Origin of the sequence: Oceanobacillus alkalisoli (assembly GCF_022213125.1) — a bacterium.
GTDB lineage: Bacteria > Bacillota > Bacilli > Bacillales > Amphibacillaceae > Oceanobacillus > Oceanobacillus alkalisoli.
In genome coordinates, this window is the sequence record NZ_JAKNRA010000023.1 from 1 (window position 1) to 24492 (window position 24492).

Below are 24492 nucleotides of genomic sequence, written 5' to 3' on the forward strand. Positions count from 1 at the left end.
GCACAATACAGCTTGAACCCTTTCATCCAATGTGTGTTTCATTACTTTCTCAGACATAATAAAAACTCCCTTTATAGTAGTAGAGATCTTTTATTATTTCTCTGTCTACTATAAAGGGAGCATATCAGTTTGGGTTATGTCTCATTTTCTTCCTATTCAAAACAAATTCCAAGGATATTCATTAGGCGGAGCTGCTGAGATTCGAATTTCTTCTTTTTTCGTTGGGTGGGGCAAGGCAAGCTCATTCGACCATAAAGCAATCTGTTCACCAGGTTTATTGACATTCTCCCCGTATTTCTGGTCGCCATATAAAGGAAGTCCCCGACTCGCAAGTTGAACTCGAATCTGATGCGGGCGGCCTGTATGGAGCGTAATCGCAAGCAAGCTAAGCCCCTTTTTCGTATCAAGTACTTCAAAATCAAGCAGCGCTCTCTTTGCCTCTTTATTATCCTTTGTTGAGGTGTGTACGATATTTTTCTTCTTATTTTTCACAAGATAATCTTCCAGACGAGCAAATTCTTTATCCGGTATTCCCCTTACAATCGCCAGATATTTCTTTTCCATTTCCTGTCTGCGGATCACATCTGAGATGCGGGAAGCAGCTTTCGATGTTTTCGCAAATACCATGACACCTCCGACTGGACGGTCCAAGCGGTGAACCATTCCAACGTAAACATTGCCTGGCTTATTATATCTTTCTTTAATATCGGATTTAACGGCGTTTAATAAATCAAGGTCACCTGTACGGTCTTCCTGGACAGGCATATTTACTGGTTTCATGACAAAGAGTAAATGGTTATCTTCATATAAGATTTTTAGATCCATGCTGATTTCCTTTCAACTGGTGATTAGTTCACATCATACCATATCGACAAGGAAACTTCTTATAGAAGGGAGGGATTATTATGCCCGGTCCCAGAATCGCTGCTTGGCAATGGCTTGTAAGAAGGCATTGGCGAATTGTTTATTATCTTTTGCAAATACAACACCTTTTAAATTATTGCTTTTTGTGGGAGCGGCAAAGTATTTCTCAGCCCCGGCCGCAATACCGATTGGCTTATAAAATCTATAAGCGTTTTTAAAATACTTTTCCATCTCTTGTTTTAAAAGCCGTGGATTTCTCATCTTGCCCCCAACGAGATAAATGCTGTCATAAAGTACGGGATAGGTCGTTGTGAATGTTTGATTAGCACTTACCTTTGTGCCATCAGAGCTTGTGATACTCCCTAGATTGTCACTGATGATATCGTAGAAAACTTGATTTTCATCAAAACTCTTTAACACTTGCCCCACTTCTTCAGCCGGAAAATCATCTGCAATCACAATCCCGATTCTTTGCGTTGCGGCGTAAAATGGAGTATTCATTAGACTAAGAGACGGATAATCGGGCGGGGCAGGATAGTTAACTTTAGGCGGGTGATCTACGCCAATATGGTCGGCTATTGCCTGTGCCATACCATTATCGACGTTTGCCCACATCCTTGCGTTTTGTTCGCGGACAGATTTACTCTTGACTTTTCCAAGGTGGAAATTAAATGTTTGGATTAAGTCCCTTTTTTCTACATCACTTAAGCTATTGTAAAACATTCGGGGCTGAGAGAAATGATCAAGGAACGAGTCACTCGGCACGTCACGGGTAAGATGCCCGGAAACTTCTTCTGGATAATTAACATAGCCGCCTTCCTCCGGGCTCGATTCGGCGGGGGTGTTTCCTGCAAGTGAATTATTATGATAATGAACAGAATCCACATCAAGCCGGTACCGGTTAAAGCTATCACGTAAATTGAAGTTCCGTTCCACAAGCGGGCGGTTGACTGGGATATCATTAATATTCGCTGTACGCTGACGATATAATTCCGTATCCCGATAGGCAAAAGCCCGGCCCTGGAGGACAGGGTCACTTGTAAAATCAATTCCCGGCACCACACTTGCCGGGTCAAAGGCTGCTTGCTCCTCTTCGGCAAAAAAATTATTCATTAACCTGTTCAATTTCATGACTCCGACTGTCTCTACTGGAATCACTTCTTCCGGCCATAGCTTCGTGTTATCGAGGATATCAAAATCATACTTGAATTCATCTTCTTCAGGGATCAGTTGTACACCGAGTTCAAATTCTGGATGGGCTCCCATTTGGACGGCTTGAATAATATCATTCCGGTGAAAGTCAGGATCGACTCCGCCAATTATATTTGCTTCATCAAGAAGCAGGGAGTGAACACCGAGTTTTGGTATCCATTTAAAGCGAACGAATGTAGATTTCTCTTCGTCATTTATAAAGCGGAATGTATTAATCGGCCAGCCGTTCATCATGCGCCAGCTGCGGGGTCGACCACGCATGGACATGAGCCACATGACCATATGAGCTGCTTCCTGATTGTTTGCGATATAATCCCAGAAGTTATCATGAGCTGTGGTTGCTTGAGGAATATCGCTAATCGGATTCGGTTTGGCAGCATGGACGACATCCATGAATTTCATTGCATCCGCTACGATAAAGACGGGAAACTGGAGGGAGAGCATATCATAATTGCCTTCCTGTGTGTAGAACTTCACGGCAAATCCGCGAATATCAACAGCCGTATCCTTTGAACCTTTACTCCCTTGGAAAGTGGAAAAGCGTGTAAATACAGGAGTTGATACGCCTGCTTTACTTAAGAAATGTGCTTTTGTTATAGATTTCAGTGATTTTGTCGCTGTAAAATCACCATATACCCCGAATCCACGTGCATGTACGACCTTTTCCGGAATCCGTTCCCGGTTGAAATGGGATTGTTTTTTATAAAAATGATAGTCGTTAAATACTAATGGGCCACGTTTTCCAGCTCGCAGTGTCGTCTCGTCATTTGAAACCTTAACGGCATTGTCATCGGTCATCTTCTTGCCGGGTCCGGTATTTTTTCTGCGGAATTCTTCCAGCTGTTTATCCTTTTCATCCGTAAATTCTGTCTGCCGGTTCAAATCTTTATTCTTATCATTATCCATTCTATCACCCAATCTCGTGTATTTAATCCATTCCCATTTATATTCAATTGAAAGGGAGAGTAGAACATGAAGAGGCCGGAACTCAAGTCCCGGCCTCTAAGTGCTTTATTTGTCATATAAATATTTGTCTCTACTAGCGAGTATGCCGAAAAAGGCGATAATAAGAGCGATTGTCATAATCGTCATAATTGGGATGTGCCAAGTCCCAGTTACATCATTTAAAAAACCGATAAAAATAGGCCCGATTGCCGCAAGCACGTAGCCGACAGACTGTGCCATTCCGGATAATTCCGCTGCATCTTTAGCGGAACGTGTACGGAGTCCGAAAAGTGTCAGTGCTAAGGCAAAGGTTCCTGATAAAAAGATTCCGATTAGAATCATACAGATGACGACACTGACGATATGGCTGCTGACTAATAATCCGCCGTATCCTGTAAAGCAGGAAAGGGTAAGAAATAGTACCAATCCTTTTGGTGACTTTACTTTTTCAGCAAGAACTGGAACGAGGAAGCTTGCGGGCAAGCCAATGAATTGAGCGAAGGATAGCATCCATCCTCCTGTTTCAATCGACATCCCAGTAGATTGAATAATCTCCGGCAGCCAGGAAATCGTGACATAAAATAAGAAAGATTGAAAGCCCATGAAAGCAGCAATTTGCCAGGCAAGAGGAGCGCGCCAAATTTGTCTGTCGCCTGATTTCGCCGGAGCATATTTTATATCTTTCTCATGTGCTTTTGGAGCCTTGTTCTTTCTTCTTAAAAAAATCCAGACGATAATTGCGGTAATCGCTGGAAGAGCCCAGACACTTAAAGAACCTTGCCAACCGAGTCCTGTGCTGTCGGCTAGCGGGATGCTTACGCCAGAAGCAGTCGCCGCAATAATCCCCATCGTTGTCGTATAAATACTCGTCATCAAGCCGACTTTTAATGGAAATTTATCTTTAATAAGTCCTGGTAAGAGGACATTTAAAAAAGCAATCCCGACCCCGACTAAAAACGTACCAAAAAAGAGGAGCGGTAAGAGAACGGAAGAGCGGATGCTGATTCCAATCAGCAGCAACACAAGGCCAATCAGCATAGCTCCTTCATATGTATAATGATTGCCGATTCGGGCGGCAAAGGATGACATGACGGCAAAAGCGATCAAGGGCAAGCTCGTTAACAAACCAGCACTTGAATTCGTTAAGGCGAAATCATCCCGAATAACTCCGAGCAGCGGCCCCACAGCTGTAATCGCTGGCCGCAGATTTAGAGAAATTAAAATAATCCCGACAATTAATAGAAATTGGTACCCCTTCGACATAGGCAGAAATTGATTATCCGTCGGCATGAAAAATCCCCTCCTTGAGCGGTGAACCGTCGGGTAACAGTAGAATCATAGCATATATTGCTGAAATTCACCAATTCTTACAATCTGCCTTTATCCACTGTTCAAAACAAAGAAAACAAGATATACTGTTCTACAGTTTCGTCAAAAAGATGAAACCTTTGATAAAAGTCATCCGTATCAAATAGTAGGGAAAAAGAAAGGGGATTAGTAATGAAGAAATTTACAGTAGGCCTTGCAATTTTACTGATGGGCTTCTTAGCAGCTTGTGGGAACAGTGAAAATGCAGAGGAAGTATACCAGAAAGCTGTAGAGGCTGGAGAGAATATGGAAAGTGTTGAAATGGACATGGTGATCAACCAAACGATTGAGAGTGACGCGATGGAAGGTGCAATGGAGATGGAGATGGATACGCAATCTTCTATGACAATCGACCCGCTTGCAATGCACCAGACTGGCACGGTTAACATGGAAATGGAAGGGATGCCAATCGAAACAGAGATGGAGATGTATCTGACGGATACAGATTTTTACATGTATGAATCCATGTCACAAACGTGGTTAAAAATGAGTGCAGATATGATGCCGACAGAAATGATGAATACAGATCAAACTGCCCAAGACCAATTGGAGATGCTTGAGTCCTTTATTGATGACGTCGAATTTGTAGAAGAAGATGACTATTATGCATTTAAGTTTGATGGGGAAGGGGAAGAGTTTGCCGCACTTACCGAGGAACTTATCAAAGAGAATTTGGGTGAAGAAACATTTGCTGATCTAGGAGTGGAAATCTCCGAAATACTTGAAGAAATGACGATTCATTCCATGTATTATGAAATCCATATCGACAAAGAAACATATGATACGACAAAAGTAATGACGAATATGGACTTCGACATGAATGCAGAAGGTGAATCGTTACGTATGAATCAAGAAATGACTGCAACATACACGGGTATTAATACAGTCGATGAGATTGTAGTTCCACAAGAAGTAATCGATGCAGCTCAGGAAATGTAAGAATGAGTCAAAAAAACAGTCAGCTGGAAAATACTAGCTGGCTGTTTTTTTGTTAAGTGGGCGAATCGCGTACTTAGCCTGTGAGGACGCTTCCGTCTTTGTTATTACTGAAGCGAGTGATATAATTCTTCTATTCTATCACTTTCTACCGGGCGGCTGAAGAAGTAGCCTTGACCTTCGTGACATTGTTGCTGTTGAAGGTACTTGAACTGATCACTGTTTTCAATTCCTTCTGCAATAATCCGGAACTGGAGGTTTTTCCCCATGCTGATGATTGTGTTGACGATAATTTTACCATCTCTGTCAAGATCATCGATAAAAGATTTGTCGATTTTTAATGTATCGATCGGCAATTGTTTTAAGTAACTAAGGGAAGAATAGCCGGTTCCGAAATCATCAATGGAAACTTTGACACCAAGTTCCTTTAGATCATGCAATTTCTTTGCGGAGTTCTCGATATCCAGTAAGGTTCCTTCCGTAATTTCCAGTTCCAAATAAGGAGCGTCAAGCCGAGCTTCATGAAGGATTTCTTTCAAATTCGATACAAAATGCGGATCACGGAATTGCAGCGGAGACACATTGACGGATACCCGTTGTAGGAATAATCCTTGTTGCTGCCAGCTCATCATTTGATGGCAGACACTATGGAGAATCCATTTCCCGACCGGTACGATAAGACCTGTTTCTTCAAGAATTGGGATGAATTCCATTGGGGAAACTTTGCCAAGTAATCGGTTATCCCAGCGCAGCAACGATTCCACTCCAACAATTTTATTTGTTTTCAAGTTAATTAATGGCTGATAGACGAGGGAAAATTCATTCCGTTCCAGTGCATCACGAACTTCGAGTTCAATCTGATAGGTCCGTTCCATTTCCCTGATTTGATTACTGGAATGGAAGTGATAGTTGCTTATTCCTTGCTTTTTTGCATGGTACATAGCGATGTCTGCTTTTTTCACTAAATCTTCCAGCACTGCAATTCGTTCGCTGTCCTTTTGGAAAGGATAGCCGGAACTAATGCCGATGCTTGCTGTTAAGAGCAGCTCATGATAATCAATTCGGACAGGTTCACGGATTGCGTGCAGAATCGCGTTTAACAACAGATTCTTCTCATGTTTCGACTGATTCTGAAGGAGAATAATAAATTCTTCCCCGCCATACCGACAGATGAATGCCTCTTTATGAATGCTCTTTTTTAATCGTTTTGCTAAAGTGATTAAGACTTGGTCTCCGATATCATGGCCGAAATTATCATTAATTGCTTTAAAACGGTCGATATCGATAAAGAGAATGGTAATTTCGGTATCAGCTGCATCCTGCTTGTCCATTATCCATTTCTTCATATAATTTCGGTTTGGAAAGTTTGTCAGAGGGTCAATATAAGCTAGTCTTTCCATCATTTGCTCATGCTTTTTACGCTCCGTTATTTCACGTTGGATTAGCACATAATATTCATTCTCGGTTGCGTTATCGATAATAGGAGAGAAATTTGCTTCCACCCAATAATGGGTTCCATCCTTTTTCTGCTGTCTGATGTCGTCCGTCCATTTCTGCTTATTATTTGCAGCTTGTTTAACCATCGTTGAAAAGTCGTCAGTGAAAATGTCTGTAAATGCCTGCCCCAACAATTCTTCCTGCGTATATTGGGTGACTTCTATAAATCTTGTATTAACATACTGAATGATTCCTTGATGATTGAAAACGATAATCATCGTTAAGTCGTTTATCATTTTTTCAATTTCGTATTGAAATTTTTTCTGGTCGGTTTTATTTGATGTTTCATTCATATGACTTTCCTCACTCTTCCACTTGAATTAATGTCATGATGATGACCTTACAGTATAATTTTACTATATATGAAGCGGGTTGTCTGAGACAAATAAATAAATCTTTGTGTCTTTACTGTGATAAGATGTTTGGTTCAGGGTAATCATAGCCTTTTGTATCAACTTCAACGGTTTTCATCACTTGATCTTCAAATGGTTTATCCATTTCATCGCGATCAGCGGACACGATTGTTTCCACCACTTCCATTCCTTCCGTGACTTTACCGAAACCAGCATAATCCCCATCTAAATGGGGGGAGTTTTCTACCATGATAAAGAATTGGGAGCCGGCTGAATCCGGTGACTGCGATCTTGCCATGGACAGCACGCCTTTGTCATGCTCTAAATCATTTTCGAAGTTGTTGGAGGCAAATTCACCAGCAATCGAATAACCTGGTCCACCTGTGCCAGCACCATCTGGATCACCGCCTTGAATCATGAAACCGGGAATGACACGGTGAAAAATGACGCCATCATAAAATCCCTCCTCAATTAAGGAAATGAAGTTTGCTACGGTATTTGGAGCAATTTCAGGATATAATTCTAATATGATTTGTTCGTCATTCTCCATTGTAATCGTAACAACCGGATTTTCTTCCACATCGCTTGGATAAGCGGCTGCATCATCTGTATTTTCTTCAACTGGAGTTTCTTGTTCACCGCAAGCTGTTAAAAATATGGCAAACAGAAAAATAGTGAGTAAGAAGTATTTTTTCATCGTTTACTCTTCCTTTCGCTGCTTTAATAGTAAGGCACCAACTTATTATAGCACGTTACGCATCGCTGGTTTAAGCTTGATGGCCTCCAATCTTCTTGCTTCGTTCAAGGAGGATGCCTGCTTCCGTATAACTGGAAGCTCGGAGAATCGAGGTTGCACCGTATTTATCGCGAATTGCATCCATGACATAGCCGATATTATTTTTCTTTAAATTGTCTTCAAATAGATTGAGCTGGACATGTTCGTGATCATAAAGATTTCCGAGGGTTACGTACACATGGCGGATATAGCTGCACCCATCATAAAATGTTCGGAAAAGCTGCATACAGACTTCATACATATCCATCGTTACATTTGTAGGGCGTCCAATACTTTTTGAACGGGAAAATCCGCCTTTTTTCTCTGTGGAATAGGAAATACTAAGGCTAATCGTCTTTCCCGCCTGATTGGCAGTGCGGGCGCGCCGGCAGACTTCTTCACATAAATCTAAAATACAGGTCGCAGCTTCCTTTCCTGTGTAGTCTCGGAGCAGAGAAATTCCATGTCCGAATCCTTTTTGTACCGTCTTTGTGAAATCACCGTAGACAGGGCTTAAATCAATGCCCCAAGCATGCGAGTAAAGTTGTTCTCCCATTATGCCAAAGCGTTTTTTTAATTGACTTAAGTCATAACGGGCGAGCTGACCAAGCGTAACAATTCCCATACGGTTCAAGTTACGCTTCATTCTGCTGCCGATTCCCCAGATTTTTTCAATTGGAAACGGCCAAATTTTCTCTTCAATATCTTCATAGCGACATTCAGCGATTCCCTCTTTCTTTGCGTGAAGGTCCATGACGACTTTAGCAAGAAATTTATTATCCCCAATTCCGATTGCAGCCGTAAGTCCAAAGCTCTCCATAATTTCTGCTTTTATTTTCTCTGCAATCTCTCGGCGGTCACCGAATAGTCGCTCGAGCCCATTGACCGTCACCCATATTTCATCAATGGAATAGGGGTGGATGGCTTCTTTCGGTGCATAATTATGGATTAGCTTTGTAATTTCCAAGGAAACATGTAAATAATCGGCCATCCGGGCAGGGGCAATATAAATCTCCGGATCATCAGGAAGTTCGAAATATCGGCTGACATTACTGATGCCATATTTTTCTTTTAAAGCAGGGGAAGCGGCGAGGACAATACTTCCTGGCCGGTTTAAATCCCCAACGACGGCAAGCATAGTTGTCATTGGATCGAGATTACGTTTTACCGCCTCAACACTAGCATAAAAGGAGCGCATATCGATGCATAGAATGTCATGCCGCGGGTAAATTGAATAATCCATCGTAACACCACCTATAGAGAACGTTTGTTCTTATTATAAGTGGTTTATGAAACGTTAGCAATGGTAAAATCTGCAAAACAAAAAACTCTACCGAAACATCCGGTAGAGCAGGGTTCATGCTTTTTTGTCAATTCCGCTAATTGTTCCGTCAAGCGTCATTGGGGCATCCAGATCGACGAAAAATAAGACAAGCGTTGTATCCGTGATTGCTGTGAGCGATGGAAGAGATTGGTCGAGATCTGTAACTGATTGCTTGCTTCAAGCTTTTTGAGCATTGTTTTTCCTCCCGTTCTAATTTCTCCTTGCGATAAAGTATGCGGGAGAATGGAAGGGACGGCAATGAATTAGCTTAGGAGAAGGTTAGGGCTGCTCTTCTAATGTTTGTTTAACTTTCAATCGGTATGCTTCATCACCTATTAAATTCACTTCAAATGAATTGATGTTGTTTTGCAGCATCAAGCTTTGCCATAAGTTGAGGTCGTCTGTGAATAAAACAATTTCTATTCGATCACCCTCAAGGTCCTCAGCGTACAAGGCATCGTTTAAGATAAAAGCGGTGGATCCGCCTTTTGATCCGATATGGGTATAATAGTCCTGATTTGCTTCATTTATTTCCATCGGCCACTCCATTAAATCTCGCATGATTGCAGCTGCTTCTGCCGGCAGTTCGTCATTGGATATGATGGTTAACAGCTGCCCGTAATCCTTGGCAGACGCTCGAGTTAATCGGTCAGACCAGACCTTTTGAACCTCAAGTGGCAGATCAAACGAATGGTCATTAATATCAATCGTACCTTCTTTTAGTTGTTTGCTGAGATTAACTGCAAGTTCCCGGTAACGTTCCATCGGTATAGCCTCGAGTTCTCTGATGATATCCTCTTTGTCCATAGAGTCGTCAGCAATATATTCTGGAAAGAGCAGGGGACTGACTAAAGGATATATCGGTTCATGCTGTGTGAGCCCAACGGATTCTATCCGCTTGTTAATTGCGGAGATATCGAGCAGGTGGAGAAGGTAGTCGGTATTCGCATTTGAACTGTATGTAATCATTCCTTTAGCAACTTCGTGAAGAGGTACTTGCGCATCCTTTACTTTACCCGCCGCATGAATAGATTCGAGCCATGTTTCATGTGCATTCCCGTCCGTACCTTCATAAAAAAAGCGACTCAACTCATCAAGCGGGACGGGCTGAGTTTTATCCAGTGCCCCGGCTTCAACTTGCATTGCGTATTCTAAGGCAATCATTATTTTGACAGTACTTGCAAGTGGACGTACGATGTCTGACTGATAAGCAATGACTTCTTCGCCATTTTTCACAACATAAAGGGAAGTTGTTTCCCGATTATCTTGTAAATGATTGAGGACATAATCTGGGTTGTCACGGAAAATAACGAAGAATGCAGCTCCGATAACGATAATGATTCCGCCATAGATGATTAAGCGTTTCTTCGTATATGTTTTTCTATCTAATAGGATATAGGCTATCACACCAAGAAGAAAGGCTAGTATGTAATCTACATTAAAAAGTAATACGGTAATGATAATTGCGAGTACAATGGCAATCGTAATAAATGCTTCCCGAATTTTTTCTTTCGTTCGGTATTCTTTACGCAGAAAGGCAAGAAGCGTGAAGACGACGATGCCGGAAAGCCCAATCCAGGCCCATATATTCATATAGACACACTCCTTTAGTTAGTTAATTTATCGTATGGAAAGAGATTAAAAAACTTATCCTTCAACATTTAAAAGAGATAAAAGGATAATACTTATTTTATGTTTAGTAATAAATAAACCCACCTGATTCTGTAAATAATTCAATTACATTCCTGCTTTTTTTCAGTAGCAAATATCAAACCACTACAGACACCGATAATTATGAAAGCAAGCCTTAGAGCCATATTGTCAAATACTACTAAATCAACAACTGCCATCACGATAAAAAATGTAAAAAATGAAGCCCAATTTATTTTCAAAAGTTATTTCTCCTTTTTAAGTATATTTAATGAATTTCATAATACGTATTTAATGCTTCACCATCACCATATGTAGTTGAGTTGGTTCGTTCCCAACTACATATGGTGATGGAAAAGCCGACTTTGGTAATTATGAAATTCATTCTATTGTTTAACAAAGTGCCCCGATTATTGAAAAAACTACTGAATCAAACCTATTTCCACATATATCAATTCCACACGATAATCCGAATACCTGTTAATAATTTAATACCTTCTTTTTAGAACGCTCACAATGCTCGCATGGAGAATCATTAAGCCAGTAATTAAAAACCAAATCGCTAATTTGTACGTTTCATAGTCCAAATGCTGAATGAACCAATCATACAATTCAATGAGAAACCATCCTAACGGTATTAAAGGAAATACAATACCATACGATTTATTCGAAATGCTTTGACCCCGTTCATCCTTAGATTCCTCTCCCAATTCAAATTTTAAAGAAATAAAAACAGCAACAAAGAAGATAATGACATAAACAAGGCGTAGTATAGCTAAAAGCATATCCACCTTAATCCTCCTCCATTTCATATTGGAAAACATCTAGCAAATCGACATTAAAGAAAAGAGCAATATCGAATGCTAATTTCAAAGAGGGATTGTACCTGTTTTTTTCAAGAGAAATAATCGTTTGTCTGCTAACACCTAACTTGTCTGCAAGCTCACGCTGGGACAATCCTCTTTCTGCTCTTAACACAACAATCCTGTTACTTATTTTTCTTTTTTGGTTAAAGGACATATCCATTCACCTCTTCGAAAATAAAGGTAACATATTTTTTACATATAGTAAACTATTTTTTACTTTTGGTATGAAATAAATTACAGGAGAACTTGGGGAAAGCTGTGGGTTACTTGTATTTAGTGTAAGTGCAATTTTGTCTGTTTGCTCTAAGAGGGCAAATAGGACGAGCATAGAAATGGAGAATAAAACAATTATTTTTCAAAACAGCCGGGGAGGGGAGAGAAAAAGAAAAAATCCCGGCTACTGTATAAAGAAAAACAGTAACTGGGATTATCTTGTTGTTTATGAAACGAAAATTAATTTGTAATATCTTCTGCCGGTCCGAAGATTTCAAAATGGATATCTTCTTCAGCAACACCGTATTCTTTTAAGATTTTATAAGCAGCACGCATAAAGCCTTTCGGTCCGCAGAAATAATAAGCAGCATCTGTCGTTGGAAGAATGGTGCTTAACCATTCGGTATCAATATGTCCTAACTTATCGTATTGGTCATCTGTTTCCGGGCGATCGTACACGACATAGCTATTCACATTGTTATGGGATTCTGTAATTTCGTTCACACGGTCCTTCATTGCATGAACATTACCATTTTGTGCAGCGTGAATATACGTAACTTTACGTTCTGGCTGTTCCTTGATCACTGTTTCAAGCATACTCATCATTGGAGTAAGCCCGACACCACCGCTTAATAAAACGAGTGGACGAGTATCTTCCGTATCAAGGTAGAATTCTCCAGAAGGCGCACTGATGGAAAGCATATTTCCTTCTTCAACATGCTCATGTAAATAAGAGGATACAATTCCAGCTGGAATATCAGCAGTGCCATCTTCCCGTTTCACACTAATCCGGTACATACCTTCGTCTGGTGCACAGGATAAGCTGTATTGACGTTGATGTGTGTATGGTTCTCCTTCGATATCAACTTTTACTGTAATGTACTGACCCGCCTTGTAACCAGGGAAAGGATTACCGTCTGCCGGCTCCAGATAGAACGACGTAATCACGTTACTTTCTTTCACTTTCTTCATTACTTTAAAGTCGCGGTAATCAATCCAACCGCCTGTCATTTTTTTCGTTTCTTCATACATTTCTTTTTCGACGGAAATAAATACATCGGCAATCACACCATATGCTTTTTCCCAAGCATCGATGATTTCATCTGTTGCTGCGTCTCCCAGCACATCTTTAATGCCTAGAAGCAGATATTTACCGACAATCGGATAATGTTCCGGCTTGATGTTCAGACTCTTATGTTTATGTGCAATCGAGTCGACAGCTGGTAAAATCGCTTCCAAATTATCAATGTTTGCAGCAGCAGCATAAACCGTATTTGCTAAGGCTCTCGGTTGATCCCCGTGTCGTTGATTTGTTTGGTTGAAGATGTTTTTTAATTCTGGATGGTTTTCAAACATCAATTGATAGAAACGTGTTGTAATTTGTTCGCCATGCTCTTCTAATACTGGTACAGTCGCTTTAATAATGTTTCGGGTTTCTTCAGTTAAACCTGTTGTAGTAGTTGCCATAATTTAAACACTCCTCTTTTGAAAAGTTTAAACATGTATTTTGAATACATCTTTATTGTATAATCAATGTAATCACTGTATCAATAGGGAAAACTGAACTTATGTTACAATCATGTGAACCAGTATTTAATAAGGAGAAACGAATATGAATCTAAAAAAATATACAGATTATGGACTGCGTGTTCTATTATTTGCGGGGATGAAAGAGAACGATGAACTAGTAAACATTAAAGAAATCTCGGAAGTATTTAATATATCGCAACATCACCTTGGAAAAATTGTTCACGAATTAAACAAGCTTGAATTGATCGAAACAATCAGAGGACGAAATGGCGGAATCCGTCTAGCAAAGCCTGCAGAAGAAATTAATGTCGGGATTGTTGTCAGGCAGCTGGAGAATGATTTTGCCATGCTGGAATGCTTTGATAAAGGTCAGAGCCATTGCGTCATTTCACCTGGATGTATGTTGAAACATGTCGTCAATCGGGCATTGCATGCATTTTTTAAAGTGCTTGATGAGTATACGTTGAAAGATCTCATTCATAATGAAGAGGAATTAAAGGAATGGATGGGGATTCAATAAATGAATACAGTGGGCGTGAATCAAAACAGGGTTATGATGTTATATCTAAAAAATAATAGTATCTTTTTTGAATGCTGTGTGTTATACTGAGGTTACTTAATTGTTCGTGCTAGCAATACAGGATTTTGTCAAAGCATACATTGTATTTCATCGTCTTGAATTATTATCAGAACAACCAAAGTAATAAACGTGCTTGATGCACAATGGAGGAATTTCATATGAACACAGGTTCAGTAAAATGGTTTAACGCAGACAAAGGTTTCGGTTTCATCGAAGTTGAAGGTGGAGACGATGTATTCGTACACTTCTCAGCAATTCAAGGCGATGGTTTCAAAACTTTAGACGAAGGTCAACAAGTTTCTTTCGATATCGAAGAAGGAAACCGTGGACCACAAGCAACTAACGTTGTTAAATCCTAATTTATAAAAAAACCCTTCTGCTTCTGTAGCAGAAGGTTTTTTTGTGTTTAAATAAAATCACGGGACTAAATGTTCTAACGTTTATACTACAAAATCGGTTAAAAGTAGCACGAGCAGAAAAAAATATGACACCAGAAGAATTGGAGAGATTTAAAGATATGGGGATTGTTAGAGCGTCAAACCAGTTGAGAAAGGGTGAATGATTATTGCTGGTTAAATAGAGGGGGATCTGAGTTTGACAGTATTTGTTATTCCCATTGTAGCTGCATTATTAGTTACTATCATTTTATCGGTTATGTTCAGAGGTTCGGATAAGGTGGATAAAGGTTTTAAATTAAATTATTTTAAACTGTCGTATAGGAGAAAGCTGATAAAAACCTTAATAAGTTTACCTGTAATAACTTTGGCACTCATTGTTATTTATTCTTACACAGAGTGGAGTATGGCAGCCAATGTACTTTTAGGACTATTATTTCTTACAATCTATTTTGGTTCAACTTATTTATAACTATTTTATGTGGAAGAAAAATGAAAAATAATCAAATCTATTTCAACTAAAGGTTACCCTTAGTTGAACAAGAAGTTCGTTAAGGAAGGGACTTAAGAGAACCTGTTTGAGGCAATATTTTGCAAACAGGTTCTTTTAATTTACTCAAATATGATTGACTTTTTGAGCGAAATCGTCCAAACTAAAAAAAAGAATAAACGTTCGGTTGAGAAGCGTGGATCAAGATTAAATGGAGAGTAGAAAACAAAAAATCCAGTGTGAAAAGTTAAACATACATGAAAGGGGATTGACTTAAAGATGGGATACACATTAATCCTCGCTGAAAAACCATCCGTAGCAAAAAACATTGCAGATGCATTGCAAATTAAGACAAAGAAAGATGGTTATTATGAAGGGAATGGCTATTTCATTACATGGGCTTTTGGTCATTTAGTAGAATTATATGATGCAAAAGACTATGAACCGAAGATGCAGCGCTGGCGTATGAATTATTTCCCGTTCATTCCGCAGGCGTTCAAATATAAAGTGAAAAGCAATCCGCGGAACCGGAAGTCGGCTGACCCCGGAGCTGCGAAGCAATTAAAAATTATTGAATCACTCATTCGAAAACCGGAAGTGGAATCTATTATTTCCGCTTGCGATTATGATAGAGAGGGTCAACTAATCGGGGACAGCATCATATATCGTGGCGGTAAACGTCCGAATAAACCGGTGTACCGTCTCTTACTGAATGAATGGACACCGAATGAAGTACGGAGCGGGTTAGAGAAACTAAAGCAGAATGACGAGATGCAACCGCTTCGGGATGCGGGAATCAGCAGACAGTGGGCCGACTGGGTAATCGGTATTAATCTTACGTCTGTCACAACATTGAAATACCAAGAGGGGAGTGGGCAAGCGTTAAATATCGGGCGCGTGCTCCTGCCGACATTAAAAATCATTTATGACCGGGATAAGGAAATCGAAAATTTTAAACCCGAAGATTATTATAAACTTGCCGCTGTTTTTGAAACAAAAGAGAAAAAGATTTATGAAGGGACATATACAGAAGGCAAAGAAGATAAATTTAAGAAAAAAGAAACGCTACTTGAGATCGAGGAAAAAATTGCCGGCAAACAAGGACAAGTCATCGATAAAAAAGTGACGAAGAAAAAGGAATTCCCGCCATTTCTCTTCAACCTCTCGAATCTCCAAGGGTTTATTACGAACAAATATAAAGGCTGGACCTCTGATAAAGTCCTGAAAGTTGCCCAGTCCCTATATGAAAAAAAGCTGATTACCTATCCAAGAACTTCGAGTGTCGCACTTGATGAGAGTTTAGTCGGGAAGACGGCACATGTATTAAAGACGCATAGCGAAGACTTACCTTATAAAGATGAAATTAAATTTATGAAGACAAGGCGGGTATTCAACAATGCGAAAGTAGAAAGTCACAGCGCAATCATACCGACTTATTTAAAACCGAAACGGCTCAACGCTGACGAATCAATCGTTTATCAGGCAATTAAAAACCGGTTTATCATGCAGTTTATGCCGATTGCTGAATACGAGGAAACCAACCTGACGACGAAAGTAATCGATGCCGCAATTGACGGTGTTTTTATGACAAAAGGAAGAGTCCAACTAATGGAAGGTTGGAAAAAAGTAGAGAAAATCCAGTCGAAGGATGTCCTTTTGCCTATTATTCAAGTCGACGATCAAGTAGGTATTCAGGAAACGAAATTAACCGATCATTTAACAACGCCACCAAAACAGCATACTGAACGAACGCTGCTGCGAGTGATGGAAACATGCGGTAAGAATATAAAAGAAGAAGACAGTGAAACAGATGAAGAATCGCTCGGCAGCATATTAACGGGTTTTAGCATTGGTACACCAGCAACACGTGCAGAGACGATTAAAAAGTTGAAGGATGTTGGCTATGTTTCCGCAGCAGGTAAAAATCTTACCTGTACAGAACTCGGCAGAAAGCTTGTCGAGACTTTCCCGGTGAAAAGTTTATTTGACTTGGAATTCACTGGCCGACTTGAAAAACGTCTTGCTGATATTCAAAAAGGGGAAGAAACGCGAAAAGACTTTCTCACCCTCATTTTCCAGTTTACAACAGAAGCAGTTGAAACAATTAAAGAGGACGAAGAAACAATTATCCAGAAAGTAGCGAAAAAGAAGGCGACGAACGAAGTATTAGGTAAATGTCCAGCTTGTGGAGAGGATGTTGTTGATACTTACATGGCCTTTAGTTGTAGAAACTGGAAAAACGACTGTAAATTCGCCATTTGGAAAAATGATAAATTCCTTGCCACGATGCGAAAGAAACCGACCAAAACAATGGTGAAACAGATTTTGAAAAATAACCGGGCGTATGTAAAAGGGTTGACGAGTAAAAAAGGGAAGAAATTCAATGCTTACCTTTCTTATCATAAGAAAGAAGGAGCAGCATATTATAGCTGGGAAATGGATTTCAATAAGAAACAAACTCAGGAAAAATGACGAATTCCTCAGGAAAATGAAAGATATAGGAATAATTTATCAAAAACCATTGAAAAACCTCCTGCTAAAAGCTTACAATAGAGACAATTGGAAAGATGTAGCAGGGAGGGGAAAATCGTGAAACCCAAGAAGCTATTAATAATTAACATTATTACGTTTCTTGTTTTTGTAGGGGTTGTCGGCTTAGGAATTTATCAAGCAAATGCAAATCGGGACGAACTCGGGAAGATAGATGAGGAAGAAATCGAAAAAGAAGAAACAGAAGTAACTGAGGAAGAAGATAGTGAAATGGCGGAAACAGAAGAAGAAAAAGATGATTCAGTAGACGCGCCGCAGGATATTGTTAAAAAAGAAACACTTAGTACTTTAGTTTTAAAAGATAAAGCGAAGTTCGCGCTTGCTTCGAACGATACATTTGAAGAAGTAGAGGAAGAGCCGCTGGAAGAACCAGAAGTTCCGGAAGAAGAAACAGTGGATAATGAATTAACAGAAACAGAAGAACCGTCGAACTGGACTGTTCCAAATAATAATTCAAATTCTGGAAATGATAATACTACAGATAGCTCAAGTAATTACAATAACTGGCGTGATAGCAGCTCTGACACAAACAAGCAGCCGACACCATCGAATCCGAAACCAGATCCGACTCCAAAACCAAAACCAAACCCAGCTCCGAAACCACCGAATCCAGAGCCTGATCCGGAACCAAAGCCAAAGCCAAAGCCAGATCCAAAGCCGGACCCAGAGCCTGAACCTGACCCAGATCCAGAACCAGAACCAGAGGAGCCGATTGAAGAAGATCCAGAAGGCGGAAGGTTGCATTAATAAGGAATGGAAGAAGGGATTTGTCTGAACAAATCCCTATTCAACTGTTATGTGTAGCCAAAAGAATGACCTTTCTGAATTTAATAAAAACGATTTCATTAATGGCTTAATTAAGTAAAGTTTGCTATCATTATAAAGTAGGTTAAAAGTTAACTGGTACGAGCGTTCTTTTTGTACATAATCATGCTTAAAAAAGAAATAGCGCTTTTACTAATCACAGAAAAAATACAAAAAAGGGATGGTGTTTATAATGAACAAACCCAAAATTGTTGTCTTGGGGGCAGGCTATGCAGGACTTACTGCTACGAGAAAATTAGCTCAAAAACTGTCACCTGAAGAAGCAGAAATTGTACTGATTAACAAACATAACTATCACTATGAGGCAACATGGCTCCATGAAGTTGCAGCAGGTACAATTAACCATAACCAGGCTCGCTATATGATCTCTGATGTGGTTAATCCGAAACGTGTTCGTCTAATTTACGACACAGTAGTGGAAGTTAAAACAGAAGACCAGCGTGTCGTACTGGAAAACAGTGAAGTGGAATACGATTACCTTGTTTTCGCATTAGGATTTGTAACGAATACATTCGGTATTAAAGGGATGGAAGATAATGCATTCTTCATTCAAGATATCGACAGTGCGCGCATTATTCGCGAGCATATTGAATATAAATTCGCACAATACAGCAGCGGAGAATCAACGGATGAAAGTGATTTAACCGTACTTGTTGGTGGCGGTGGATTTACAGGTATCGAATTTGTTGGTGAATTAGCCGAGAAGATTCCTGAACTCTGCAAGAAATATGATATCCCGCGTAATAAGGCACGCATTATTAACGTCGAAGCGGCACCATCTATTTTACCGGTATTTGAAGAGGATCTTGTAGCATATGCGAAGAAATCGTTAGAAGACCGCGGTGTTGAATTCAGAATCGGTGCGGCTATTTCGGAATGTACAGAAGAAGGATTCATTGTTGGAGAAGATAATGAATTAATTAAAGCTGGTACAAGTGTCTGGACTGGAGGAGTAATGGGAAGTCCAGTACTTGGAAAATCCGGATTTGAAGTATTCCGAGGCAAAGTTAATGTTGACGCTGACCTGCGCTTACCAGGATCTGAGAATATATTTATTATTGGTGACTGCTCATGGACAATGGATAAAGAAACAGGAAAACCATATCCACCAACTGGTCAATTAGCAACACAAGAAGGTGCCCATGTAGCGGCTAATATCAAGAATGCATTATATGGCCTGCCATTAACAGACTTTGTTTTTGATAACAAAGGTACAGTAGCATCACTAGGAATTTCCGACGGTATTGGAAATATCCTTAATGGTGTGAAATTGCAAGGGAAGCCAGCTGCTGCGATGAAGAAAGTTGTTGACGACCGTACACTCTTAGTAGTCGGCGGGCCGAAAGCATTGCTGAAAAAAGGTAAATATCGTCCTTTCTAATTTGGAATTCTACTATTAGTCCACTATAAAAGGTAAAAGGGGTAGATGAACGATGAAAAGATTTTGCAGCATTTTGTTGCTCACTGTAGCTGCAATTGTAGGCTACCGAGCAGTAAGTGATATCCTGGAAGACTCAAGGGATTTCCGCTAATAAATAAAAATAACAATCAGAAAGCCACCCAGTTTATAAACTGAGTGGCTTTCTGATTTATCGTATGTAATGTCTCTCGTTGAGCCATATTATAACAGAGGTGATAAAGTTGCGCCGTAATGTATTAAATTTTGTGCTCACGCTCACTCTGTTATTGTTTCTCTTGTCAACAGAAATTGTCTCTGCAGATGAAGATGATGAAATTGCTCTACAGAGAGACGAACTTAAATCTTATTCGCTGTCTGACTGGGAGCATGGATTTGTAGATTGGAAAAAGCTGGACGAATTAATGGATCAATTGGAAGAACAAGTTACAGTACCTCCCATTAACGCAACGCTCGGCAATGGTTTTGAAATTATGGAGGAGCAGCCTGGAAAAACGTTGGACCGAAATGGTTTTACTACTTCTTTTTTAAAGGCCTTTTACACTGGAGAGGATCGGGCGGTTGAAATTCCGACGAAAGCAGTTCAGCCAAGGGTAGATCAGGAAATGATGCAAGAAATTACTCAAAAACGTCTTGGCTCTTATACGACTTACTATAATTCCGCAAACAAAGAACGGACGAAGAATATTAACCTTTCTGCAAAAGCTGTGCATGGCACGGTTATTTTTCCTGGTGAGGTGTTTTCCTTTAATGATATTGTTGGTGAACGGACAGAAGAGAAAGGATACCAGCGGGCACCTGTTATTGTAAAAGGGGAGTTTTCGGAAGATATTGGTGGTGGTATTTGTCAATTATCTTCAACGATTTTTAATGCAGTTGATTTGCGCGGTATTCAAATGATTGAAAGGTATACGCATAGCCGCTCCGTACCATATGTACCACCGGGAAGAGACGCAACCGTAAGCTGGTGGGGGCCAGATTTCACATTTAAAAACTTATACAATGAACCGATTGTTCTTACCGCTAACGCTGGAAGTGGCAGTTTAACGGTAGGGGTATTTTCATCAGAAACAGTAGAATATTTCCAAGCAAAATAAAAGCAGTGTCCCTAAGTTAAAGGGATACTGCTTTTATTTCGTTTATCCTTAAGCTTTATGAAGTTCTAGTTCGAAATGAATTTTAACTTCGTCGGATACGAGGACGCCACCTGTTTCAACTGCAGCATTCCAAGTAAGTCCGAATTCTTTACGGCTGATTTTTGTTTCACCGCTAAAGCCGGCAACTGTTGAACCGCTCATCGGATCTTTACTTTGCCCTTCGAATGTAACGTCTAATGTAACTTGATTTGTATTTCCGTTAATTGTTAAATCGCCAATTACATCATACTCGTTATTTCCTTTGCTTTTCACATCCGTTGAAACAAATGTAAGTGTCGGATGATTCTCTACATCAAAGAAGTCTGCGGAACGAAGGTGGTTATCACGGTCTTCGTTACGTGTGTTTACACTTGCAGCATCAATCGTTACTTCAATTTTAGAATCGGTAAGGTCTTCCACATTCGCTTCAATCACTGCATCAAACTTGTCGAATGTTCCTTTTGCTCTAGAAATCATCATGTGTTTAACTGAAAAACCTACTTCACTATGCGCTAAGTCTACTGTCCATTTTTCTCTTGTCATTAGAAAATCCCTCCAAATATTATTAAGCACTCTTCAATACTTACTTTCTGTTACCTAGTATATATTAATAAATCGGTAATGTCAATAGTTCTTAATTAAATAATACTTATTTAAATATAAATTAACAAAACGAGTCCATTATAAATTTAAATACCACTAAGTAGGTCATCTCAAACGTGTATTCTGTTTAAATGGATTTAAAAAATGAAATTCTTCAGATAGTTCGATACAATGAGAGGGGGAGATTAAGGAGGATCGAAATGAAAGAATATAATCCAACTTGGGATTTGGATTCATTATTTACAGGTGGAAGTGCGTCACAGGAATTTAGAAATTATCTTAACCAAATACAAACGGAGATTAAACAATTAGAAGAGCAATTCATTACATTGGAAGCGAAGTCAGATATATTTTCCGCTACGCTTACCGAGTTTATAAAAGAATTGGAAGAGACGTTGTTCAAGATTCGTGAGGCGGGGGCATTCGTTAGTTGTTTAAGCGCCCAAGACGTAATGGATGAAGGGGCTCATACACTTGTTGCAGAATGCAGCGCACTTTCCGCTTCGTTTAATGGAGTGCTGACAACCTTTATGCAGAAACTTGCGGAAGTTCCAGAAACCGAATGGCAGGCAACGATTCAGCATGAAGCCTTGCTAGATATAGGATATGTATTAACGGAATACCGGAATAAAGCACAGGACTTACTTGCTGTGGAGCAAGAAGTACTAATTAATGACCTTGCTGTCGATGGTTATCATGCATGGAATCAAATGTATAGTACGATTGTAGGGAATATGAAGGTAGAAATTGAAGGGGAAGAGTATTCGATTGGCCAAGCCTCGAATCTGCTAAATTCAAGCAAACGAGCAACTAGAAAGCAAGTTTTTGATCAGTTAAACGACGAATGGAAAGAACAAGCATCCTTATTTGCACAAACATTGAATCATTTAGCTGGTTTCAGGCTGCAAATGTATAAGCACCGGAACTGGGAAAATGTATTAAAAGAACCACTGAGTATGAACCGAATGAAACAGGAAACATTAGATGCAATGTGGACAGCAATAGCTAATAATAAACAACCTTTTGTAACTTATTTAAATAAGAAAGCAGAACAATTGCATCTAGATAAGTTAAGCTTCTATGATGTTGACGCTCCTATTACTGACAATGTTAAAAAGGTGAGTTATACAGAAGGTGCAAACTTTATCATTGAGCAATTCCGTTCTTTCAGTCCAAAGATGGCGGATTTTGCTGAGCAAGCTTTTGAAAAACGATGGATTGAAGCGGAAGACCGGCCTGGCAAACGTCCTGGCGGTTTTTGTACAAGCTTTCCGGATAGTAAAGAAACGAGAATTTTTATGACGTATTCCGAGACTGCATCAAATATTGCTACGTTAGCCCATGAACTTGGTCACGCTTATCATCAGCACATAATGAATGACATTCATGGCCTTAATCAGCGTTATGCAATGAACGTGGCTGAGACGGCTTCTACATTTGCGGAAATGATTGTTGCGGATGCAGCAGTCGAACAGGCGGAAACGACAGAAGAGAAAAAGGCTTTATTAGAAGAAAAGGTCAGTCGTAGTGTCGCTTTCTTTATGAATATCCATGCTCGGTTTATTTTTGAATTGAATTTTTATAAGGAAAGAGAAAAAGGTTTTGTCTCTCCGGCAAAATTGAATGAATTGATGGTGGAGGCACAGAAAGAAGCTTATCAAGATTCACTCGATGAATATGACCCTTATTTCTGGGCATCCAAACTGCATTTTCATATTACTGGGACGCCATTTTATAATTTCCCTTATACATTTGGCTATTTATTCAGCCTCGGCATCTATGCTCGTGCAAAAGAGCAGGGAGAGGGCTTTGAAGATGACTATATTGCATTACTGGAAGATACAGGCCGGATGTCTGTGGAAGAACTTGCGATGAAGCATTTACAGATTGATCTTACAAAACCGGATTTCTGGGAAGGTGCAATCGAGCTTTGCATCGAGGACGTAGAAGCGTTTCTTAAACTGTAAATTTGTTTTATAACTGTACATTAGTTATAATAGGTTTAACGAAAAAAGCATAGAAAAAGCCAACAGGGGGAGCTTGTAGCTGAGAGTGAGCAACGGAGGATTGCTCAGACCCTTTGAACCTGTTAGTTAGTACTAGCGTAGGGATGATGGTCTTTTGATGGATAAAAAGCAATGTGAGCGGATTCCCCATCAGGAACCTTCCCTTGGCATTGCTTTTTTTGTATTTAAAATAGCTTATAAAAAGGGGAGTTATAACGAATGAAATCTAATAAACTATTGTTTTTAATTGAAGTGTCAATCTTCACTGCGTTAGCCTTGCTATTAGATATTTTACCAATATCATTTAAAATCTGGGCACAAGGCGGTTCGGTTTCCTTTGCAATGATCCCAGTGTTCATTGTAGCACTGCGTTGGGGGTTAAAAGGAGGTTTAGTATCCGGTTTCCTCTGGGGAATGTTGCAGATCGCAACGGGGAACGCATATATTCTGACGCCGCTCCAAGGATTCATTGATTATGCACTTGCCTTTACAGTGATCGGATTTGCCGGTTTGTTCGCAAGGCAAGTTCAAGAAGCGGTACGGGACGGGCGAACCAAGGTATATCTGACATATATAACAGCGGGTGTACTGCTCGGTTCTGTGTTGCGTTTCCTTGCGCATGTTGTTGCCGGGGCAGTATTTTTTGGTTCAGCAGCGGTCGAGGGACAATCCGTTTGGGTATATTCAACAATCTATAATGCATCCTACATGTTCCCGTCATTCGTATTGTCAACAGTGATTGTATTCTTTTTATTTCATAAACAACCACGTGCATTGCTCAACCTGGCATCAAACTAAACTGCAACCTATCCGCTCACATTGCAATCGTAAAAAGAGGCTGGGACAAAACCCCAGTAAATAGAAAATCGCTTCGCGCAAAAAGCGTGAAGCGATTTTCTATTTACTCTTATTTTACTCAACAAAAAGGACACCTTTTGATAAAATTAAAGTTACCAC

At 39.9% G+C, this 24492-nt stretch carries 23 protein-coding genes and 1 riboswitch; of the genes, 11 read left to right on the plus strand and 12 right to left on the minus strand.

The genetic code is table 11. The features are described 5' to 3' along the window. Nucleotides 1-156: 156 nt before the first annotated feature. The 3 genes from L3V42_RS17155 to L3V42_RS17165 form a co-directional block, all read right to left on the minus strand. Nucleotides 157-825: an RluA family pseudouridine synthase gene (locus tag L3V42_RS17155; RefSeq protein ID WP_238472557.1), complete on the minus strand. Its 669-nt coding sequence runs from the start codon at nucleotides 823-825 to the stop codon at nucleotides 157-159. A 78-nt stretch (nucleotides 826-903) separates the two neighbouring features. Beyond that, entirely contained in the window at nucleotides 904-2982 is a 2079-nt protein-coding gene (locus L3V42_RS17160) for a catalase (protein ID WP_238472558.1), read from the minus strand. A gap of 105 nt (nucleotides 2983-3087) precedes the next feature. Beyond that, nucleotides 3088-4311, minus strand: coding sequence for a CynX/NimT family MFS transporter (locus L3V42_RS17165; RefSeq protein WP_235763889.1), 1224 nt, complete (start codon nucleotides 4309-4311; stop codon nucleotides 3088-3090). A 210-nt stretch (nucleotides 4312-4521) separates the two neighbouring features. Between L3V42_RS17165 and L3V42_RS17170 the strand changes: the two genes are divergently transcribed. Continuing rightward, a complete protein-coding gene (locus L3V42_RS17170) occupies nucleotides 4522-5328 on the plus strand; it encodes a DUF6612 family protein (RefSeq protein WP_235763888.1) in 807 nt (268 codons plus the stop codon). Nucleotides 5329-5432: 104 nt separating this feature from the next. On the opposite strand, the gene L3V42_RS17175 is transcribed toward L3V42_RS17170, so the two are convergent. From L3V42_RS17175 to L3V42_RS17205, 7 genes are all read right to left on the minus strand, one after another. Beyond that, nucleotides 5433-7115, minus strand: a complete 1683-nt coding sequence (locus tag L3V42_RS17175) for a sensor domain-containing protein (protein ID WP_235763887.1) — start codon at nucleotides 7113-7115, stop codon at nucleotides 5433-5435. 112 nt (nucleotides 7116-7227) lie between these two features. After that, nucleotides 7228-7872 carry a peptidylprolyl isomerase gene (locus tag L3V42_RS17180; RefSeq protein ID WP_235763886.1) on the minus strand — a complete coding sequence of 215 codons (645 nt, stop codon included), beginning with the start codon at nucleotides 7870-7872 and terminating at the stop codon, nucleotides 7228-7230. Nucleotides 7873-7942: 70 nt separating this feature from the next. Beyond that, on the minus strand, nucleotides 7943-9193 hold the full coding sequence (locus tag L3V42_RS17185; RefSeq protein WP_235763885.1) for a DNA polymerase IV: 1251 nt from the start codon (nucleotides 9191-9193) through the stop codon (nucleotides 7943-7945). Between the two features lie 360 nt (nucleotides 9194-9553). After that, nucleotides 9554-10867, minus strand: coding sequence for a serine hydrolase (locus L3V42_RS17190; protein WP_238472559.1), 1314 nt, complete (start codon nucleotides 10865-10867; stop codon nucleotides 9554-9556). 140 nt (nucleotides 10868-11007) lie between these two features. Continuing rightward, entirely contained in the window at nucleotides 11008-11166 is a 159-nt protein-coding gene (locus L3V42_RS17195) for a hypothetical protein (protein ID WP_235763883.1), read from the minus strand. A gap of 246 nt (nucleotides 11167-11412) precedes the next feature. Further along, nucleotides 11413-11715 (minus strand): hypothetical protein, encoded by a 303-nt coding sequence (locus L3V42_RS17200; RefSeq protein ID WP_235763882.1) that lies wholly within the window; start codon nucleotides 11713-11715, stop codon nucleotides 11413-11415. 1 nt (nucleotide 11716) lies between these two features. Continuing rightward, nucleotides 11717-11944 carry a helix-turn-helix transcriptional regulator gene (locus tag L3V42_RS17205; RefSeq protein ID WP_235763881.1) on the minus strand — a complete coding sequence of 76 codons (228 nt, stop codon included), beginning with the start codon at nucleotides 11942-11944 and terminating at the stop codon, nucleotides 11717-11719. Nucleotides 11945-12122: 178 nt separating this feature from the next. Between L3V42_RS17205 and L3V42_RS18380 the strand changes: the two genes are divergently transcribed. Then, nucleotides 12123-12254 carry a hypothetical protein gene (locus L3V42_RS18380; RefSeq protein ID WP_255771125.1) on the plus strand — a complete coding sequence of 44 codons (132 nt, stop codon included), beginning with the start codon at nucleotides 12123-12125 and terminating at the stop codon, nucleotides 12252-12254. Here L3V42_RS18380 and hmpA read toward each other — a convergent pair. Beyond that, the gene (hmpA, locus tag L3V42_RS17210; protein ID WP_235763880.1) at nucleotides 12244-13470 is read right to left on the minus strand and encodes an NO-inducible flavohemoprotein; all 1227 of its coding nucleotides are present in this window, start codon (nucleotides 13468-13470) and stop codon (nucleotides 12244-12246) included. The two genes, L3V42_RS18380 and hmpA, sit on opposite strands and share 11 nt — an antisense overlap. A gap of 145 nt (nucleotides 13471-13615) precedes the next feature. Here hmpA and L3V42_RS17215 point away from each other — a divergent pair, with 145 nt between their 5' ends. From L3V42_RS17215 to L3V42_RS17245, 7 genes are all read left to right on the plus strand, one after another. After that, a complete protein-coding gene (locus tag L3V42_RS17215) occupies nucleotides 13616-14053 on the plus strand; it encodes an RrF2 family transcriptional regulator (protein WP_235763879.1) in 438 nt (145 codons plus the stop codon). A gap of 218 nt (nucleotides 14054-14271) precedes the next feature. After that, nucleotides 14272-14472 carry a cold-shock protein gene (locus L3V42_RS17220; RefSeq protein WP_156857784.1) on the plus strand — a complete coding sequence of 67 codons (201 nt, stop codon included), beginning with the start codon at nucleotides 14272-14274 and terminating at the stop codon, nucleotides 14470-14472. 235 nt (nucleotides 14473-14707) lie between these two features. Next, a complete protein-coding gene (locus tag L3V42_RS17225; RefSeq protein ID WP_235763878.1) occupies nucleotides 14708-14980 on the plus strand; it encodes an ATPase in 273 nt (90 codons plus the stop codon). A 297-nt stretch (nucleotides 14981-15277) separates the two neighbouring features. Next, nucleotides 15278-17470, plus strand: coding sequence for a type IA DNA topoisomerase (locus tag L3V42_RS17230; RefSeq protein ID WP_235763877.1), 2193 nt, complete (start codon nucleotides 15278-15280; stop codon nucleotides 17468-17470). A gap of 117 nt (nucleotides 17471-17587) precedes the next feature. Beyond that, nucleotides 17588-18295: a hypothetical protein gene (locus L3V42_RS17235; protein WP_238472560.1), complete on the plus strand. Its 708-nt coding sequence runs from the start codon at nucleotides 17588-17590 to the stop codon at nucleotides 18293-18295. A 250-nt stretch (nucleotides 18296-18545) separates the two neighbouring features. Next, on the plus strand, nucleotides 18546-19754 hold the full coding sequence (locus tag L3V42_RS17240) for an NAD(P)/FAD-dependent oxidoreductase (RefSeq protein ID WP_238472561.1): 1209 nt from the start codon (nucleotides 18546-18548) through the stop codon (nucleotides 19752-19754). A gap of 260 nt (nucleotides 19755-20014) precedes the next feature. Then, nucleotides 20015-20887: a VanW family protein gene (locus L3V42_RS17245; protein WP_238472562.1), complete on the plus strand. Its 873-nt coding sequence runs from the start codon at nucleotides 20015-20017 to the stop codon at nucleotides 20885-20887. Nucleotides 20888-20935: 48 nt separating this feature from the next. On the opposite strand, the gene L3V42_RS17250 is transcribed toward L3V42_RS17245, so the two are convergent. After that, nucleotides 20936-21469: a YceI family protein gene (locus L3V42_RS17250; protein WP_238472563.1), complete on the minus strand. Its 534-nt coding sequence runs from the start codon at nucleotides 21467-21469 to the stop codon at nucleotides 20936-20938. A 260-nt stretch (nucleotides 21470-21729) separates the two neighbouring features. On the opposite strand from L3V42_RS17250, the gene L3V42_RS17255 reads away from it, so the two are divergent. Together L3V42_RS17255 and thiT are read left to right on the plus strand one after the other, a co-directional pair. Further along, on the plus strand, nucleotides 21730-23496 hold the full coding sequence (locus L3V42_RS17255) for a M3 family oligoendopeptidase (RefSeq protein WP_238472564.1): 1767 nt from the start codon (nucleotides 21730-21732) through the stop codon (nucleotides 23494-23496). A gap of 55 nt (nucleotides 23497-23551) precedes the next feature. Then, nucleotides 23552-23657: riboswitch (TPP riboswitch) on the plus strand. A gap of 97 nt (nucleotides 23658-23754) precedes the next feature. Further along, nucleotides 23755-24333, plus strand: coding sequence for an energy-coupled thiamine transporter ThiT (gene thiT, locus L3V42_RS17260; protein ID WP_235763871.1), 579 nt, complete (start codon nucleotides 23755-23757; stop codon nucleotides 24331-24333). Nucleotides 24334-24492: the final 159 nt, after the last annotated feature.